Source organism: Rheinheimera sp. F8, assembly GCF_001518915.1.
This window is the reverse complement of sequence record NZ_CP013656.1, coordinates 40,378-57,069: the sequence shown is the minus strand read 5'-3', so window position 1 is coordinate 57,069 and position 16,692 is coordinate 40,378. Positions and strand designations below refer to the sequence as shown.

At 52.4% G+C, this 16,692-nt stretch carries 14 protein-coding genes; 9 read left to right on the top strand and 5 right to left on the bottom strand.

Annotated features, from left to right (window positions below; translation table 11 throughout):
- Nucleotides 1-2: 2 nt before the first annotated feature.
- From ATY27_RS00270 to ATY27_RS00250, 5 genes are all read left to right on the top strand, one after another.
- Nucleotides 3-1,337: a sigma-54 dependent transcriptional regulator gene (locus ATY27_RS00270; protein WP_208932162.1), complete on the top strand. Its 1,335-nt coding sequence runs from the start codon at nucleotides 3-5 to the stop codon at nucleotides 1,335-1,337.
- 25 nt (nucleotides 1,338-1,362) lie between these two features.
- Nucleotides 1,363-2,652: an ATP-binding protein gene (locus tag ATY27_RS00265; RefSeq protein ID WP_208933365.1), complete on the top strand. Its 1,290-nt coding sequence runs from the start codon at nucleotides 1,363-1,365 to the stop codon at nucleotides 2,650-2,652.
- A gap of 80 nt (nucleotides 2,653-2,732) precedes the next feature.
- On the top strand, nucleotides 2,733-3,464 hold the full coding sequence (locus tag ATY27_RS00260) for a dienelactone hydrolase family protein (RefSeq protein WP_208932161.1): 732 nt from the start codon (nucleotides 2,733-2,735) through the stop codon (nucleotides 3,462-3,464).
- Between the two features lie 102 nt (nucleotides 3,465-3,566).
- The gene (locus tag ATY27_RS00255) at nucleotides 3,567-5,537 is read left to right on the top strand and encodes a S9 family peptidase (RefSeq protein WP_208932160.1); all 1,971 of its coding nucleotides are present in this window, start codon (nucleotides 3,567-3,569) and stop codon (nucleotides 5,535-5,537) included.
- A gap of 200 nt (nucleotides 5,538-5,737) precedes the next feature.
- Nucleotides 5,738-7,036, top strand: a complete 1,299-nt coding sequence (locus ATY27_RS00250; protein WP_208932159.1) for a hemolysin family protein — start codon at nucleotides 5,738-5,740, stop codon at nucleotides 7,034-7,036.
- A 22-nt stretch (nucleotides 7,037-7,058) separates the two neighbouring features.
- Here the strand turns inward: ATY27_RS00250 and ATY27_RS00245 are convergent, their stop codons facing one another.
- Together ATY27_RS00245 and ATY27_RS00240 are read right to left on the bottom strand one after the other, a co-directional pair.
- Nucleotides 7,059-7,457: a hypothetical protein gene (locus tag ATY27_RS00245; RefSeq protein ID WP_208932158.1), complete on the bottom strand. Its 399-nt coding sequence runs from the start codon at nucleotides 7,455-7,457 to the stop codon at nucleotides 7,059-7,061.
- Between the two features lie 65 nt (nucleotides 7,458-7,522).
- Nucleotides 7,523-9,403, bottom strand: a complete 1,881-nt coding sequence (locus ATY27_RS00240) for a DUF885 domain-containing protein (protein WP_208932157.1) — start codon at nucleotides 9,401-9,403, stop codon at nucleotides 7,523-7,525.
- Between the two features lie 107 nt (nucleotides 9,404-9,510).
- Between ATY27_RS00240 and ATY27_RS00235 the strand changes: the two genes are divergently transcribed.
- Nucleotides 9,511-10,761, top strand: a complete 1,251-nt coding sequence (locus tag ATY27_RS00235; RefSeq protein ID WP_244151371.1) for an MFS transporter — start codon at nucleotides 9,511-9,513, stop codon at nucleotides 10,759-10,761.
- On the opposite strand, the gene ATY27_RS00230 is transcribed toward ATY27_RS00235, so the two are convergent.
- The 3 genes from ATY27_RS00230 to yegD form a co-directional block, all read right to left on the bottom strand.
- Nucleotides 10,724-11,449: a pseudouridine synthase gene (locus ATY27_RS00230; RefSeq protein WP_208932156.1), complete on the bottom strand. Its 726-nt coding sequence runs from the start codon at nucleotides 11,447-11,449 to the stop codon at nucleotides 10,724-10,726. The genes ATY27_RS00235 and ATY27_RS00230 overlap by 38 nt on opposite strands.
- 6 nt (nucleotides 11,450-11,455) lie before the next feature.
- Nucleotides 11,456-12,874, bottom strand: a complete 1,419-nt coding sequence (locus tag ATY27_RS00225; RefSeq protein WP_208932155.1) for a DEAD/DEAH box helicase — start codon at nucleotides 12,872-12,874, stop codon at nucleotides 11,456-11,458.
- Nucleotides 12,875-12,998: 124 nt separating this feature from the next.
- Complete coding sequence (gene yegD / locus ATY27_RS00220; protein WP_208932154.1) at nucleotides 12,999-14,306, bottom strand: molecular chaperone; 1,308 nt, start codon at nucleotides 14,304-14,306, stop codon at nucleotides 12,999-13,001.
- A gap of 166 nt (nucleotides 14,307-14,472) precedes the next feature.
- Between yegD and ATY27_RS00215 the strand changes: the two genes are divergently transcribed.
- The 3 genes from ATY27_RS00215 to ATY27_RS00205 are packed head-to-tail and all read left to right on the top strand — an operon-like array spanning nucleotide 14,473 to nucleotide 16,603.
- The gene (locus ATY27_RS00215) at nucleotides 14,473-15,066 is read left to right on the top strand and encodes a FlgO family outer membrane protein (protein ID WP_208932153.1); all 594 of its coding nucleotides are present in this window, start codon (nucleotides 14,473-14,475) and stop codon (nucleotides 15,064-15,066) included.
- A gap of 27 nt (nucleotides 15,067-15,093) precedes the next feature.
- Nucleotides 15,094-15,804, top strand: coding sequence for a FlgO family outer membrane protein (locus ATY27_RS00210; RefSeq protein WP_208932152.1), 711 nt, complete (start codon nucleotides 15,094-15,096; stop codon nucleotides 15,802-15,804).
- 1 nt (nucleotide 15,805) lies between these two features.
- Nucleotides 15,806-16,603: a FlgO family outer membrane protein gene (locus ATY27_RS00205; protein WP_208932151.1), complete on the top strand. Its 798-nt coding sequence runs from the start codon at nucleotides 15,806-15,808 to the stop codon at nucleotides 16,601-16,603.
- Nucleotides 16,604-16,692 lie beyond the last annotated feature (89 nt).

The window sequence follows — 16,692 nt, the reverse complement described above, 5'->3', positions numbered from 1 at the left end:
TGATGGCAAAAATACTGGTTATTGATGACAACGAAGCGGTGCTGACCGCTTTGCTGACGCTGTTTCAGCTGGAAGGGCATCAGGTCTGGACCGCGACTGAGCCCAGCGCAGCGCTGGCATTACTGGCGCAACAACCGTTGGATCTGGTGTTGCAGGATATGAATTTTGCCAAAGGTGAAATGACCGGGCAGCAAGGCAAAACACTGTTTTATTTGTTACGTGCGCAATATCCGCAGATCCCGGTGGTATTGATGACGGCCTGGACCGCGCTGGATATGGTGGTCGAGCTGGTCAAAGCCGGCGCCTGTGATTACATCGCCAAACCCTGGGACGACCAGCGTCTGCTGATGACCGTACAAAACGCGCTGAAATTGAAAAAATTGCAGGATCAGCAACGCGACACTGAACGGAAACAGCAGGAACGGCTGCAGGCATTTATCGGCAAGGATCTGTGTGGGCTGGTATTTGCCAGCACTGCGATGGAACGACTGCTGCAGATGACGCTGCAGCTCGCACCATCGCAGGCGGCAGTGCTGATCACCGGTGAAAACGGCAGTGGCAAAGAAGGCATCGCGCAGATTTTGCATGCCAACTCGCCGCGGGCCGGTAAAGCGCTGATCAAAGTCAATATGGGCGCGCTGCCGGCAGATTTAATGGAAGCCGAATTGTTTGGCGCTGAAGCCGGCGCTTACACCGGCCTGACCAAAGCCCGCATCGGCCGCTTTGAGGCGGCGGATGGCGGCACTTTGTTTCTCGATGAGATCGGCAATCTGTCATTAAGCGGTCAGATGAAATTGCTGCGGGTGCTGCAAACCGGTGAGTTCGAGCGGCTCGGGTCCAGCGTTACGCGCCGGGTTGATGTGCGATTATTGTCGGCGACTAACGCCGATTTAACCAAAGCCATTGCGCTTGGCCAGTTCCGTCAGGACTTGTACTACCGCATTAACGTGGTGCAGTTACATGTGCCGGCGTTAAAAGAGCGGCAGGACGATATTCTGCCCCTGGCGCGACATTTCTTAGCCGGTGAAAAAGCCCTGAGCCGGGACGCTGAAACGACACTGTTGCAGTACCCCTGGCCCGGCAATGTGCGCGAATTACAGAATGTGTGTCAGCGTGCGTTGTTATTGAGTCAGGGTGGGCAAATCAGTCCGGCCGATTTAGGGCTGGAAGCTGACAACAGCAGTAAAAACCGCGCCTTGGATGATATAGCCCGGCAAGATATTGAACGGGCACTGCATACGCATCAGGGCGTTGTGTCACGCGCGGCCAAAGCGCTTGGTATTACCCGGCAAGCCTTATACCGGCGAATGGAGTTTTATGGTATCGATGCGCCTTAAGCTGAGCCGGCGTAGTCTGATCTTGATGATTACACTGCTGCTGGCAGGTTTTGCCGGGTTGTTGTGGCAACTTGCGCCGCAGTCTTATGCGTTGTGGGGTAGCTATGGCGGATTGACGCTGGCGCTGGTGCTGCTGTTAGGGCGCTATTTGCAGCAACTGGATCAGGAAGTGTTGGCGCTGAATCTGCAAGCTGACAGTTTGCGTGACCAGAGTTTTAATCTGGCTGCCAACAGTGAGATCCTGGGCGAACTCAAGCCACTGGCCAACGCGCTGAATGACATGTCAGCCGAGCTGATGCGCCAGCGCGCCACCCTGTATCAACGTGAGTTATTGCTCGACACCGTATTACAGACCAGTCCCAGTGCATTGATCCTGACCGACGAGGGCGGACGGGTGCTGCTGAGCAACCCGGCGGCCCGGCATCTGTTGTGTCAGGGCCGCAAGTTTGATGGCAGTCTGCTCAGCAAGGTTTTAGCCGACTGGCCGGAATTACTGCAGGCTTGTCAGCGTGCCCAACAAGGCCTGATCCATTTAGGCGATGCGCAAAGTGTCTGGCATATATCGGTCAGTCCGTTCCGGTTGAATCAGCGTCAGCACTGGTTGTATCAGCTCAAACCGATGACAAGGGAATTTAAGCAGGAAGAAGTGAAAGCCTGGAAAAAACTCATCCGGGTGATTGGGCATGAACTGAATAACAGCCTGGCACCGATGTCATCGCTGGCGTTTTCCGGCGCCCGCTTGCTGAGCCAGTCTAGCGCTGCGGAGCCACCAGACAACCAACAGCTGGTGCAGATTTTTGCCCATATCGGTGAGCGTTGTCAGCAGTTAAACGGTTTTCTGCAGGGCTACCTGAATTTTGCAAAACTGCCGCCGCCAGTGCCATCACTGGTTAATTTTCCAAAACTTATCAATGCATTACAAAATCAGTACGAATTTGAGTTACTGGGCGATCTGCCCCGGCATGCCTGGTATCTGGACGGTGCACAGCTCACGCAGTTGTTACTGAATTTGCTGAAAAATGCGCATGAGGCCGGCGCCAGTGGCAGCGGTACGACGCTGAAACTGCAGGAATTCCCGCAGCAGCTGGTACTGGAATTACAGGATGACGGTGGCGGTGTCAGTGCTGAAGTGCTGCAGCATGCCTTAGTGCCGTTTTACACCACCAAAGTACAGGGATCGGGTATTGGCCTGACCTTGTGCAGCGATATTATGGAATCACATGGTGGCAGCCTGCAGCTGTTGAATCAGCCACCGGGTTTATTAGTCCGGCTGATCTTTCCGCGTATCACTGATACAACTCCGTCACAGCCATAGCGGCGGTACTTTGCAAAAGTCATCGCAGAAATTACACTGCCGCCTTTGCAGTACAGCCATCAAGACATCCAGAGGGATTTATGCAGGTTCAGACATCTGTTGTTGATTTAACCACGCCAACAGGCCCAATGCGGGTTGCAGTCTATCAGCCCAAAGCTGACAAGCCTTACCCGGCGGTATTGTTATATTCAGAAATTTTCCAGATCACGGCACCTATAACGCGGATGGCGACCATACTGGCCGGTCAGGGCCTGTTAGTTTTGGTGCCCGAAGTATTCCATGAACTGAATCCGCCAGGCACTGTGCTGGCATACGATGATGCCGGTAAAGATAAAGGCAATCAGGACAAATGGACCAAACCTTTAGGTCATTATGACAGCGACAATCAGGCGCTGATCGCATATTTGCAGACGCTGGCGCACTGGGACGGCCGGGTTGGCGCGATGGGTGTGTGTATTGGTGGTCACCTGGCGCTGCGTGCCGCTTTACAGCCGCAGGTGCGGGCTGCCCTTTGTTTGTATCCGACAGATTTACACAGTGACACGCTGCCTGCAGGTAATGCTGGCCAGACGTTGGCGCGGGTTGGCGAAAGTACGGCGCAATTAGTGTTTGTGTTTGGCCGGCAAGATCCGCATGTGGCGGAAGCCGGACGGCGTCAGATCCAACAACAGCTGCAACAATCCGGTGTCAGTTTCGACTGGCATGAAGTCAATGCTGAACATGCGTTTATGCGCGATGAAGGTGAACGTTATGACCCCGCTTTAGCACTGTGGGTGTACCAACGCGCCCGCGAGCTTTTTTTGCAAATGTAAGCAAATATTGCTCGGAAAATTTCGGAAAGTTTGTTATTTATTTGTATATCATACTTATTTAAGCTATTCATAAATATAAATACCTCACAAAAGGATTTGTTAATGAAATTATCTGCATTATTTCGCCGCAGTATGCTTGCTGCATGCTTCGGGCTGTTCAGTGCACAGTCGCTGGCCGCTGTGTCTGATCTGCCTACTTTACTGACTAAAAAACCGACATTATTCGATTTTAAAATTTCACCTGACGGCAACTATCTGGCCGCGAAGACATACAGCAATAACAAAGCCGTCTTGGTATTTTTAGATGCTAAAACTTTAACCATGCTGAGTTCGGTGCCGATGGGTGGTGACTTACAGGTCGGTGAGTATCAGTGGGTCACTGATAAACGGGTAATTTTCAAAATCACTGCATTACGGCCATGGGAAAAAGAACCGGTGCATACTGGTGAATTATATGGCGTCAATGTCGACGGCAGCAAAAATGGCTTGTTGTTCGGTTATCGTGCCGCTGAGCAACAAGTGGGAAGTAATTTCAAAAAGCGTGTGTCCCGCGATGCCTACGGTGATTTTATCGATATGGTACCGGATGAAAACAACCGGGTGCTGATTAAAAGTATCCCGGCAACGTTGGATGGCGAAGCCTACCCAGAAGTATTGGCGATGGATATTTACAACGGCCGCACGCAAAGCAGAGGTCGTTTACCGACACCACTGGCCGATGTAGTTCCGGGGGCAAACGGACGACCAAGAGTTGCGGCGGGAGTCAACCGGCAGCGCGAAAAAGAAGTGTTTATCCGGCCAGCTGACAGCACAAGTAATGACTGGGAAGCGATGCCTGCCCTGCAATATGGCAACATGTTTGATCCAGTCGCGGTTACTGCAGATAATAAGTCACTTTATGTGATTGATAATCCGAAAGGCGGCCTGAGTGGCGTGCACAAACTCAATCTGGCCACCGGAAAGTATGATGAGGTGTATACCGATGCCAATGTTGATGTGACAGAAGCCATCCGGACTACTGATGAGCGCGGTGTATACGGCATCCGGGTCGATGATGGCCGGCCGGCTTATTTGCTGTTGACCAACGACCATGCTGAAGCCAAAATTTTTAAAGAATTGCTGGCGACTTTCCCGGGCGAAAAAGTGGATATCACCAGCCAGACGCGTGATGGACACAAATGGATAGTGTATGTCAGTTCAGACGTGAACCCGGGCACCTATTATCTGTACGACAATCAGAAAGTATCGCTGTCGAAACTGGCGGATGTCAGTCCAGAACTTGCTGGTACGAATCTGGCGCCGGTTGAACCGATCCAATTTGCCGCCCGCGATGGCCTGAAAATTAATGGTTATCTGACCAAGGCACCGAAGCAGTCTGCCGAAAAACCAATGGTAGTGCTGGTACATGGCGGCCCGCATTTTGTCCGTGACAGTTGGGAGTTCAATGCCGAGGTGCAATTGTTGGCTCTGAGTGGCTATAACGTGTTGCAGGTCAACTACCGGGGGTCCGGTGGCTATGGTCAGGCTTACCAGCGGGCAGGGTTCCGTCAGTGGGGCGGTCTGATCCAGCAAGACATCATCGATGGTACCCAATGGGCTGTCAGTCAGGGCCATGCCAAAGCTGGCAATATTTGTCTGATGGGCGGCTCTTTTGGTGGCTATTCTGCGGTACAGGCCGCGACAATGGCGCCGGATCTGTACAAGTGCGGTGTGGCTGTTGCCGGTGTCTATGACTTATCAATCATGGGCAAAGAAGGGGATGTGCCCAGAGTCTATTTTGGCAAAGCCTATTTGAACGAAGTGTTAGGCCAGGATGAAGCACAGTTAGCGCAATTTTCACCAACACACCAAGCTGGCAAATTGAAGGCGCACTTGTTGATTATTCACGGCGCACGTGACGAGCGGGCGCCGATAGAGCATGCCGAACGGTTAAAAGCTGCATTGGATAAAGCCGGCAAACCTTATCAATGGCAGATTTTTGACGATGAAACCCATGGTTTTTATGGTGAAGAAAATCAACAAAAATACTTCCGGATGGTTCAGCAGTATCTGGGCACCCAGTTAAAGCTTTGATGCATTCCCAGGCTGAAGGTCGCAGTTGTGATGACTGCGGCCTTTATGCATATTGATAACCAGCTGAAATAAAACGTGTAAAAGCCTATACTGCAATTTAGTGCCAACTTTTGGCCTTGCATGACATTGGGATGGCAAACGTCATACCAATGTCAGACAAGCCTGCTACGCTGCGGGCGGTAACCGTAAAAGGCAGATCCATGTCGTTATTTGAACATATCCTCATCATCATATTGCTGATCACGATCAGCGCATTTTTTTCCATGTCCGAAATTGCACTCGCAGCCGCACGTAAATTACGCCTGCGCCAGTTGGTGGCTGAAGGCGAAGCACGCGCCAGTAAAGTCCTTGAATTGCAGCAGCACCCGGGTAATTTTTTCACTATCGTGCAGATTGGCCTCAATGCTGTGGCGATCCTCGGCGGTATCCTCGGTGAGGCAGCTTTCACCCCTTATATTGCCGATTTGTTACGCGACACTTACAACGGCGTCTGGCTGGAAAATATCAGCTTTGGCTTGTCGGTTTTATTGGTAACGACCTTGTTTATTTTGTTTGCCGATTTGATGCCGAAGCGTCTTGCCATGCTGGCGCCTGAGCAGGTTGCCTTGGTCGTGGTGCGGCCAATTCTGGCGCTGTTGGTGGTACTGAAACCACTGGTGTTTTTGTTTAACAGTGTCGCGAATCTGGTGTTCCGGTTGTTCAATGTTCCGATCCACCGCAAAGATCAAATTACACCGGAAGATATCATCTCGATGATGGATGAAGGCGCCGAAGCCGGTGTGTTGCAGCAGCAGGAACATAAACTGCTGGAAAATGTGTTTGATATGGACCAGCGTACCGTGACATCGGCGATGACCCCGCGTGAAAGTCTGGTCTATTTTATCCTGGGTGAAGCCGAAGACAGTATCCGCAAAAAGTTGCTGGATTCGCCGCACGCACGGTTTTTGGTCTGTGACACCAGTCTGGATCGGGTGGTGGGTTACATTGAATCACGGGAATTGCTGGTGCAGGTGCTGAACGGTCTGCCGATTTCGATCACGCATCCTGGCATGCTCCATACGCCGCTGATTATTCCGGACACGCTGTCGTTGTACGAAGTGCTGGAGCATTTCAAAAGCAGCGGTGTTGATTTTGCCGTGATCCTGAACGAATACGCGATGGTGGTTGGCATGATCACGCTCAAAGATGTAATGAGTATCGTGATGGGCGAGTTAGTGCACTCGGAAGAAGAGCAAATCGTCAAACGGGATGATGATTCGTGGTTAGTTGAAGGCTTAACGCCGCTGGACGACGTGATGCGGGCGCTGGAAATTGATGCCTTTCCGGATCAGCAAAACTATGAAACCATTGCCGGTTTTATGATGTATATGCTGCGCAAAATTCCTAAGCGCACCGACTCGGTCAATTACTGCGGCTACAAATTTGAAGTGGTCGATATCGACAGCTATAAAATCGACCAGTTGCTGGTGACCAAAATCAAAGCAGAAGACAAAGCCTGAGCGGACTCAGGCTTATGCAGAGTTAAAACAGGTAACGATACAAACTGGCGCCAGCCAGGATCAGATAACTAATTGCAACCGTGGGTTTCAGTGCGGCTTGCAGATAGCTGCCAATCAGACCGACCACACCCGGCCGCTCGGCCTGCCAACTGGTTTGCCACTGGCAGGCAATGTCCTTGCCTTCGCGCAGCGCTGCTTCCAATGCAAGTAAACGCAAGCCAGCGCGGTCCTGCTGCGCTTTCCACAGCGCTTCGTTCAACCAGCAAAAGCCAATCAGGCCAGCCTGCAGCACGACGCTGCTTTCGTTTTCAACTAAAGCCAGCCACAGCGTCAGACACAGCAGCCGCAGCCACAACGCGTGTTTTTCCATCTGATCGTAACTTTGCTGCAGTTGCAGCCATTCCTGTTGTGTTGCGTGCATTACCGCCTGCCTTTGTGATGAAATAAAAACCAGCCTGCGATAAAAAAACAGGCTGGTCAAGCCCATTACTGCTGCTGTAGCTGCTGCTGGATCCACTGATCAGTTTGTTTTTCCAGGATGAGCATCGGCATTGCGCCGCCGAGCAGGACCATGTCATGGAAGGCCCTGATATCAAATTTATCGCCCAGCGCCTGACGGGCTTTTTCTCTGAGCTCCACCAGCTTTAACATGCCAAGTTTGTAACCAAGCGCCTGACCAGGCCAGGCCATATAGCGTTCAATTTCGCTGATCACATCGGAAGACGCGGTACCGGTGGTGTCGGCCATATATTGGATTGCCTGCTCACGGGTCCATTTTTTCGCGTGCAGGCCGGTGTCAACGACCAGCCGCACCGAGCGGAACAGTTCGGCCTTGAGCCGGCCTAAATCACCGAACGGGTCATTTTTGTACATGCCCATTTCCGCCGCAACCAGCTCGGAATATAAACCCCAGCCTTCTGCATAAGCGTTGTATGGTGCAATACGCTGCAGCAATGGCAATTGCTCCTGCGCCAGATTCAAGGCGATCTGCCAATGATGACCTGGATTGGCTTCATGATAAGTCAGTGTTTTTAAATCAAATTTAGCGTTGGCTTTCATGTCGGCCAGATTGATCCAATAGATGCCAGGTTTGCTGCCGTCGATGGCCGGCGAGGTGTACTGACCACCAGCCGCGCTGTCCTGTACTTCAACCGGAATACGGCGCACTTCGACAGTATAGGGTGGGCGGGTTTTAAATTGTTCGCTGATCCGGCCGTCCATCTCTTTAATGTAGCCGTTTAGATCAGCCAGCAGCTGCGCGCGGCCTGCATCTGAATCTTCATATAAAAAGCGTGGCTCTTCATTGAGTGCCGCCATCCGGTCGCCAACACTGCCTTCATTGTAACCGTTGGCTTTGAGAATTTTGTCCATGGCTTTACTGATCCGCGCCACTTCGTCCAGACCCACCTGGTGGATTTGTTCCGGCGTCAGTGTGGTGTCACCAAGCTGGCGCACCGAATAGGCGTAAAAATCGCTGCCATTGGGTTGTGCCCAAATACCGGCTTCGATTCGGGCATTGGGTAATGCGGCTTTGACATCGTCATGCAGCTGCTGATAAGCCGGTGCGACCACAGTGCTGATCAGTTCAGCTGCCCGGCCCAGATATTGAGTTTTGCTGGCAGCATCTATCCCGGTTGCTGCATTGAGTTTTTTCTCGAAATCCTGATATAGCGCATGGGCTTTTGCATCAGGCTGTGCATAAGTACTGAGAATTTTGCTCGATTTATCTAACAGCACGCGGGGTGGTAACCAGCCAGATTTTTGGTCGGTGGCAAATTTATCGCTGACTGAACGCAATGCCGGGCCAAATTGTTCCAGCCGTTGCAGATAGTTCTGTGCGTCAGCAGCGTTTTTTACCGGGTGAGAATTTAACAAGGCACCAGGCATATCAATGGTTGGGCCATTGATTTGATTGATAATAAATGGGGAATGGCCCATCCAGATATCGATGTAACCTTGTGAGAAACGCGGGTCGCCGGCATAAAAAGCCAGAATATTGGCCATGACTTGCTGGCTGATAGCATTGGCGGGTAATTCTGGCAGTGGTAAGGCACTCAGCGCTTTGGCATTAACTGCCATATTTTCACGCAAGGCATTTTCAGCGCTGCTGTTGTAAAACTCCATCTCGCCGGCAAAAGGTTTGCCAACCTGGCTTTCTGACAAACTGTATGCCGAAGCACTGAGCGGACGCGCCTGAAATAATGCTTGGGTTGCCGCCTGATAATAATCCGCGGCATAAGGACTGGCGGCTTTGACGGTTGGTGTGACTGCGGCTGGCTGCGGCTGACTGGTGCTGCTGTCGGCCGCTGGCTGACAGGCGCTCAGCAAGCCGGCAGCAATAGCGGCGGTAATTAAAGATAAACGCATCAAAAAGTCCTCAGAGATCAATCATGCAAAAGTCGTTATGATACACCTTTTCATCGCAACATCAGCAAGAGCGGCCGCAGCGAATCCACCTTCTGGCCGGATCTGGTATGGAGTATTTACCGATGTATGGCAAAGGCAGCCGGCAGTACCGGCAAATCACCTGGGTCCTCTGCTTTGCCGCTGTCGTGGTATTTGCCAATCTGCACGCTTTACAGCCGTTGCTGCCGGAACTGAGCAGGTTGTTTGTCCTGACGCCGCTGCAGGCCAGCTGGAGTTATGCGATCGGCACCCTGACCCTTGGCTTGTCACTGTTGTTGTACAGTGCGCTGTCCGATGCCATTGGCCGGCGTGCCTTGCTTGGTTTCAGTCTGATTGGCATGACCTGCAGCACTTTATTGCTGACCCAGGTCGAATCTTTCAGCGCACTCCTGTGGGGCCGCGCACTGCAGGGTTTTTTTCTCGGTGGATTGCCGGCCATTGCAGTAGCGTACATGGGCGAAGAGCTGGAGAAACCCGCGTTGTTGACCGCAGTTGGCCTCTATATCAGTGCCAGTTCTTTAGGCGGCATTTCCGGACGGGTTCTGGCCGGTTTTGGTGCAGAACTGGGCCACTGGCAGTGGGTGTTCTGGTTGTGGAGCCTGCTGTCACTTGGATTACTTTGGGTATTCTGGCGCTATCTGCCGGCGTCGCAGCATTTTGTCCGCAAAGCTTTTTCGGCACGCCAAGCGCTCAGATACAACTGGTATCATCTGCGGCAAAAAGTTTTGTTGCTGACGTTTCTGCTTGGCGGGCTTAATTTTTTTATCTATCTGAATCAATATACTTACATCGCTTTTGTTCTGGCAGAGCCGCCTTATTCGCTCAGTTCCGGCTGGATTGGTTTGTTATTTTTGACTTATCTGACCGGTACGCTGGGCTCGGCTATTTCCGGAAAAGTCGCGCGGCGGATGTCGATCCCGCAGGGGATGGCGCTTGGTGTCGTCATCATGATGGCTGGTTCGCTCTGTACGTTGTTGCCGGGGATCCTGTGGATAGTTGTGGGCTTTTTTATCAGCGCTTTTGGCTTTTTCTTAACGCACAGCCTGGCGACGGGCTGGGTCAATCAACATGCGACACACGCCAAAGCCAGTGCCAGTGCGCTTTATCTGGTGTTCTATTATCTGGGCGCCAGTACCGGCGGTTTATATCTGCATTGGTTCTGGCAATGGCAAGGCTGGATGGGCGTGGTGCTGGGGTCTTTATGTGGATATGCGCTGGCGTTGTGGCTTTGTGCCAGGTTGCGGGATTATACCTTACCTGTCGTTCATACTGCTGCTGTGGTTAACCCATCACCGCCTGTGCCACCTGCTGCGGACTAAGCTCACGTACTTCACCGGTATTGAGTTCGGGCAATGATAAGGCACCAATACTAATGCGTTGTAACTGCAATACTTTTAACCCAAGTTGCTTGCACATATAACGAATTTGCCGGTTTTTGCCTTCGGTCAGCGTCAGTTGCAGCAATGTGGGTGCGAGCAGCTCCGCCAGACAGGGGCGAGCCTCAATCCACTGCGTCCCAGCCCGGTAACATAAACCCACACGCAACTGTTGTAGCATTATAGTGCTGACGGTTTTATCAACCTGAACCTGATAGGTTTTCTGATGTTGTTGCGCAGGGTGTAGTAATCGCTGCGCAAAGGCACCGTCATTACTGAGCAATAACAAGCCACAGCTGTCTTTATCGAGCCGGCCAATGGCAAACACACCCGCCGGCAGGTGCTGGAGTACTGACGCGATGCTATGTGGATCTGATGTCCGGACATTGCAGTCGACACCAACAGGTTTGTGGTAGGCCCAATATTGCCGTGGCGGCACTGCGGGTAACTGCAGGTTATCGACCCAGAGCTGACTGTCGTTTGGCAGCCAGTGGGACAGTTTGAGTGGTGAGGTAGTCGCTGGAACCAGACTCAACCGGCCCGCGTCCAGCAAAGCCTGCTGCGAAGCCGGTGGGATCCCGGCCTCGGTCAGGCGTTGCCATAAACGCTGGCGCAGCTGCTGGCTTGTCATGCCGGATTAAGCTGAAGTGCCTTGTGGTTTGCGCGCTGCTGCCGGCCGGTTTTGCTGTGGGCGTGGGCTGTTCTGGCCTGCGCCTTGTGGTTTACGTTGACCTTGCGGCTGACCCGGACGACCAGCAGGACGTGAGACGGTATTGCCATCAGCACCAGTGGCGGCTGCTGGTTTACGCGCCGGACGTGGTGCGCCCTGACGTGGAGCAGCCCGTTCGCCGGCCGGCCCTTTTGGTTGCGGGCGAGGTGGGCGTGGCGGGCGTTGTGTCAGTTCTTTATCATTCAGCTGCAAGGATGGATCAATTGTGATGCTGCCTTGTGGGATCTTCATACCGATCAGTTTTTCGACCTGTTTCAGCTGGCTGACTTCATCCGGATATACCAGTGACACAGCAAGCCCGGTCATCCCGGCACGACCGGTCCGGCCGATGCGGTGCACATAATCAGCCGGACTACGTGGCAGCGTGAAGTTCACCACATACGGCAGCTGGGCGATGTCGATGCCACGGGCGGCCACATCAGAGGCAACCAACACGCGGATCTCATTGGATTTAAAGCCGGCCAGGGCTGCAGTACGGGCGTTTTGGCTTTTATTGCCGTGAATGGCCGCAGCGCTGATGCCGGCTTCGTTTAACTTGTCAGTCAGGCGATTGGCTTCATGTTTGGTGGCCATAAAGACCAACACTTGTTTCCAGTCGTTTTTGGCGATCAGCTGGATCAGTGTGGCTGATTTCTGGCCTTTGGCGACCTGATACACCTGCTGTTCAACTTTTTCAGCGGTGCTGTTTTGTGGCGCCACACTGATCGACAACGGGTTGTGCAGCAGTTTGTTGGTGAACTGTTTAATGTCATCAGAGAAGGTCGCGGAAAACAGCAGGTTTTGCCGTTGCTTTGGCAGTAAAGCCAGAATTTTCTTGATGTCGTGGATAAAACCCATATCCAGCATGCGGTCAGCTTCATCAAGGACCAGCGTTTGCACCTGATTGATTTTCAGGGCGTTCTGGCCAATTAAATCTAATAAACGACCTGGTGTTGCAGTCAGGATATCAACACCGCCACGCAGAGCCTGCATCTGTGGATTGATGGAAACACCACCAAACACCACCAGATGTTTCAGTTTTGGCTGCAGGTGTTGGCTGTATTTTGCCACCTGTTCACTGACCTGCGCGGCCAGTTCACGGGTTGGCGTCAGGATTAATGCGCGGACCGGGCGCGGATGCGCCACTGGCTGACTCATCAGCTGCTGCAGGATTGGCAGTACGAAGCTGGCAGTTTTGCCGGTACCGGTCTGGGCAGCGGCCATCAGGTCGCGGCCACTCAGCACTGCCGGAATGGCTTGTTGCTGGATCGGAGTAGGCGTGCTGTAACCAGCATCAGTAATTGCCTGTAACAGCTTCGGATCTAAATTTAACGCAGAAAACGACATATCAACCCCAGGTAGCACAGCGCGCCGGGGTGGGGCTGTACGAAAAAGTCGCGCATTCTACCTTGGATGCCGGGCGCTGGCTATCTTTGTGTCAGGATTTCGCCGATCGGCCACTACTTTGCCGTCAGGCGAAATGCAGCGCCGATAGAGTGCACAGGCCTTTACCAACTGAACCGAAGCGATCTCCGGCGATTAGTGGTACATCTGGCAGTAATTGCTGTAATTGTCGCTTGACTCCGCTGGCCGCTGATGCACCGCCGGTTAAAAAAATCTGATCAGGGACAACCCCGGCGGCCGTCAGGCAATCGCTGATCAACACTTTTAAACTGTTCATTTCGACATACAGGGCATGGTCCAGCATAGCGTTGTCCAATATGGTACTAAGGCCTGACTGTAGCCGCTCCAGGTTGACCTGCACCTGCGCCGCTGCTGCCAGATTGATTTTGGCTTGTTCCGCCTGCTGCACCAGATAATAACTCAGGTGCTGCTGATACAAAGTCTGCAGCAATGCGACTTGCGCAGGCGTTGCGGCTATTTCCAGTAACTTGCTAATCTCTTTTGCAGTGGCTGGTTGATAAAACTGCTCCTGCGCATAGATATCGATAATGTTGACCGCATCACTGAACAAAGCAGAGGGGAGCGGTTTCCCGCTTTGTGCCAGACTGCCGCGGCCCAATAACGGCATCAGGCCATAGATTGCCAGTTTGATATCCATATCGACGCCGCCAAGTCGCCGGCCGGCGTGACTGAGTAAATCGGCACTGCGATCGGCCTGATGCGCATGGTTTGGGCCCAGGCGGATCAAGCTGATATCAGACGTGCCCCCACCGATATCAACCACAAGTACCAGTTGTTCAGACGTTAATGTGCGTTCGTATTCAACGGCCGCTGCGACTGGTTCATAGGCAAATTGCACTTCACGAAAACCAGCGCTGGCCGCTGCGGCGCGCAGCAATGTTTCGGCGCGGGCATCACCGTCGGCGCCATCAATGCCCTGAAAATGCACAGGCCGGCCGATCACAGCACATTCAGTATGTTGCTGGCTACTTTGGTCAGCGCATTGGTGGATGTGTGACAACATCAGGCCACACACTTGTTGGTAGAGCTGAGTTTGCAGCGGATTGAGTCTTGAACCCAACATCGATTTGGGTGAGCGAATGAAAATACCGCCGAGGGGATCGCTACTGTAGCGATCATGTGCGGCCTGACCCAACAACGCATGTTGTGGTTGGCGCAACAGCTGCGCCAGTGATGGCTTTTTCTGGCTATCATCCTCAATGTCGTAGCTGTCCGGCCATGGCAGGTATAGCGCCGAACTCAGATAAGCAGAACCGCCTTCCAGTGCCAGAAGTTCCGGTTGACGCGACTGGCTTAGTCGTCCGGCAGTGCAGTTGGAGGTGCCAAAGTCGATACCGAGATAAGATGATTGCATAGTGTACTAAGCCTTGCGCTGTAAGCTACAAAAGCGCGGCAGTATACCCAAGCAGCGCAAAGACCCCAAACTTCTGGCATAAAAGTTTGCATCAGGAACAAATCTGGCAGGTTTTTTGCTGAACTTCCGATAATTCAGCTGTTTTTTTAATCTGTCCGGAGGTCCAATGCGACATTCCAGCTTGATCTTGCTGGCCCTGAGCGCCAGTTTAGCGGCCTGCCAGCAACAACCAGAGCGGCAGGAAACTGCCGCTGTGGTGCAGGATGTGGCCGTGGGGCCCATTTTAATGTACACCGAGCGTCTGGCTGGCAGGCTGTTTGCCGGGATCCAGCCGTTGCCCAAGGGGGCAGTGGCGGTGGTCAGTTTTACTGAGTTGCGAAATCTCATGCCTGACCCCTATAACCTGTCACAAAATTTACTCGGATTACAGTTACAGGAAAGCATGATTGCAGTGGCTTCACAGCGCGGCTATCAGGTCAAAGAGTTGCGGGCAGGTCAGGCTGTTGAAGTCTTCAGCGATCACGAACGTTTGCTGACACGTGATTTGGCGGAACTTGCGACGCAACAGGCGGTGCGTTACGTCATCGTGGGCACGCTGAATCAGGCGGAGCAGTACACTACAGTAAATGCCCGGATGGTCGATATCCAAACTAATACGGTGGTGGCTGCGGCGTCAGATCTGATCCCGGCAGAAGTGCTGGGCGCCACTGAGCAAGTGCAGCTGCGGCAGCAAAAATTGTATCGTCAGAGTGACAATTAAACTCGCCGGAATAAATTGGAACCAACTATGAAAAAAATTCACAGTCTTTTGTTGCTATGTCTGACAGTGTTATCCGGTTGTGCCAGCTGGGAGCGTTATTCGCTGCTGACCGGGAACGCTGAGGCGGAAGTGGAAATACAAGGCCAGGCACAGCAGCGCAGTAAACCGCAGTATTTTGTCAGTCCTGCTTTATACGACGGTGAGGCTTATCAGGCAACGCAGCAGGCCGTTCAGAAGCTGCAATCGCAGTATCAACCACAAGCAGCCGTGAACGTGAATCACTATGTGCAAAGTATGATGCATGATCTGGTGGCCAATCTCGATTTAGTCAATCCACAAATGGTGATAGGCATGACCAGTTTTGTTTATCTGGACGGCCCGTATGATCAAACCGATTTGCTTGGCAATCAGTTGTCTGAAAGCTTTATGCACGAAGTACATCAGTTTGGCCTTGGCGTGATCGACTTTAAAACCACTGACTACATTAGGGTTACACCGCAAGGCGATTTTGTCTTCAGTCGTGATTTTATGGATCTTAAAGAGGAGCAGCCGATTGAATACGTGCTTGGTGGGACATTGGTTCGTCATCAGGGCGGGACTTTGATCAATGCACGGCTGGTGTCCGTGGCCAGTAAAAAGGTTGCCGCGACTGCGCAGGGTTTCATTCCACAACAGGTTGTGGACGCACTCTATCAATCAGGTGGTTCAGAAAAGCTGTTACTGAAGCAGGGTGAATAAGATGAAAAAAACGGCATTGAGCTTGTTAGTAATCGGTTTGTCCGGCTGTGCTCAGTGGTGTGAGTGTGACAAACATAGCCGTGCTGCTGATTCTGCAGCGACAGTGCCCGCCGAAAAGCCTAATGCTACAGCCGTTGGCAGTGATGGTTATGTGTTGCAAGACAAGCCAATGGCAGAGGCGGAACCTGCAGGAACCATCAGCCGGCCCTCTCAGCTGGAGATGGTCGCCAACGACCCAAATGCCCGGCCATTTTTACCAGTGACTGCAACGCAACGAAGGCTGACCCGTAAACTGTTGCCTTCAGAGTTTCCGGTAGCAATTGAAGGAGCTGTGGTGCCAGCATCACCATACCCAAACTTGCAGCATAGTAAGAAGCAGCTGGCAGATTATGCCGGCCAGCTTGGCTTTAAACTGGCAGCATTTGACGTATTAAAAGGCGCCAAAGTAGGCGTCACCAGTTTTGTTGAATTTGACGACAGTCTGCAACACAGCAATGCACTGGGGAATCAGTTCGCCGAAGCAATGGCGACAACACTGCCGCAACACGGCGTTGACGTGATTGATTTTAAGCTGACACGAAAGATTATCGTCAGCCGGGAGGGGGATTTTGCTCTGTCGCGTGATGTCCGTCAGTTATCAGAAAAAGCTGGTATGGATTACATCCTGGTCGGAACGCTGGTGACAACCCGACGTGGTGTGCAAATTAACAGCAGGGTGGTGTCGGTCAAAGGTCAGCAAGTGGTCGCGGCTGCATCAACCTTGCTACCCCATTTAGTACTGCAACAAATCCAGCCCTGAAATAGTTGAGAGTCATATAATACGCAGATGCCTGCTTATGCAGGCGCTGTTTATTTAATCTGTTGATTTCAGAGCGATTCACAGCCGTG

Bases quoted from the DNA above. Each gene is read 5' to 3' on its own strand.
- yegD (WP_208932154.1), bottom strand. From the start codon at position 14,306: ATGCAATCATCTTATCTCGGTATCGACTTTGGCACCTCCAACTGCACT.
- ATY27_RS00250 (WP_208932159.1), top strand. From the start codon at position 5,738: ATGTCGTTATTTGAACATATCCTCATCATCATATTGCTGATCACGATC.
- ATY27_RS00205 (WP_208932151.1), top strand. From the start codon at position 15,806: ATGAAAAAAACGGCATTGAGCTTGTTAGTAATCGGTTTGTCCGGCTGT.
- ATY27_RS00255 (WP_208932160.1), top strand. From the start codon at position 3,567: ATGAAATTATCTGCATTATTTCGCCGCAGTATGCTTGCTGCATGCTTC.
- ATY27_RS00230 (WP_208932156.1), bottom strand. From the start codon at position 11,449: ATGACAAGCCAGCAGCTGCGCCAGCGTTTATGGCAACGCCTGACCGAG.
- ATY27_RS00235 (WP_244151371.1), top strand. From the start codon at position 9,511: ATGGAGTATTTACCGATGTATGGCAAAGGCAGCCGGCAGTACCGGCAA.
- ATY27_RS00245 (WP_208932158.1), bottom strand. From the start codon at position 7,457: ATGCACGCAACACAACAGGAATGGCTGCAACTGCAGCAAAGTTACGAT.
- ATY27_RS00210 (WP_208932152.1), top strand. From the start codon at position 15,094: ATGAAAAAAATTCACAGTCTTTTGTTGCTATGTCTGACAGTGTTATCC.
- ATY27_RS00265 (WP_208933365.1), top strand. From the start codon at position 1,363: ATGATTACACTGCTGCTGGCAGGTTTTGCCGGGTTGTTGTGGCAACTT.
- ATY27_RS00225 (WP_208932155.1), bottom strand. From the start codon at position 12,874: ATGTCGTTTTCTGCGTTAAATTTAGATCCGAAGCTGTTACAGGCAATT.
- ATY27_RS00215 (WP_208932153.1), top strand. From the start codon at position 14,473: ATGCGACATTCCAGCTTGATCTTGCTGGCCCTGAGCGCCAGTTTAGCG.
- ATY27_RS00240 (WP_208932157.1), bottom strand. From the start codon at position 9,403: ATGCGTTTATCTTTAATTACCGCCGCTATTGCTGCCGGCTTGCTGAGC.
- ATY27_RS00270 (WP_208932162.1), top strand. From the start codon at position 3: ATGGCAAAAATACTGGTTATTGATGACAACGAAGCGGTGCTGACCGCT.
- ATY27_RS00260 (WP_208932161.1), top strand. From the start codon at position 2,733: ATGCAGGTTCAGACATCTGTTGTTGATTTAACCACGCCAACAGGCCCA.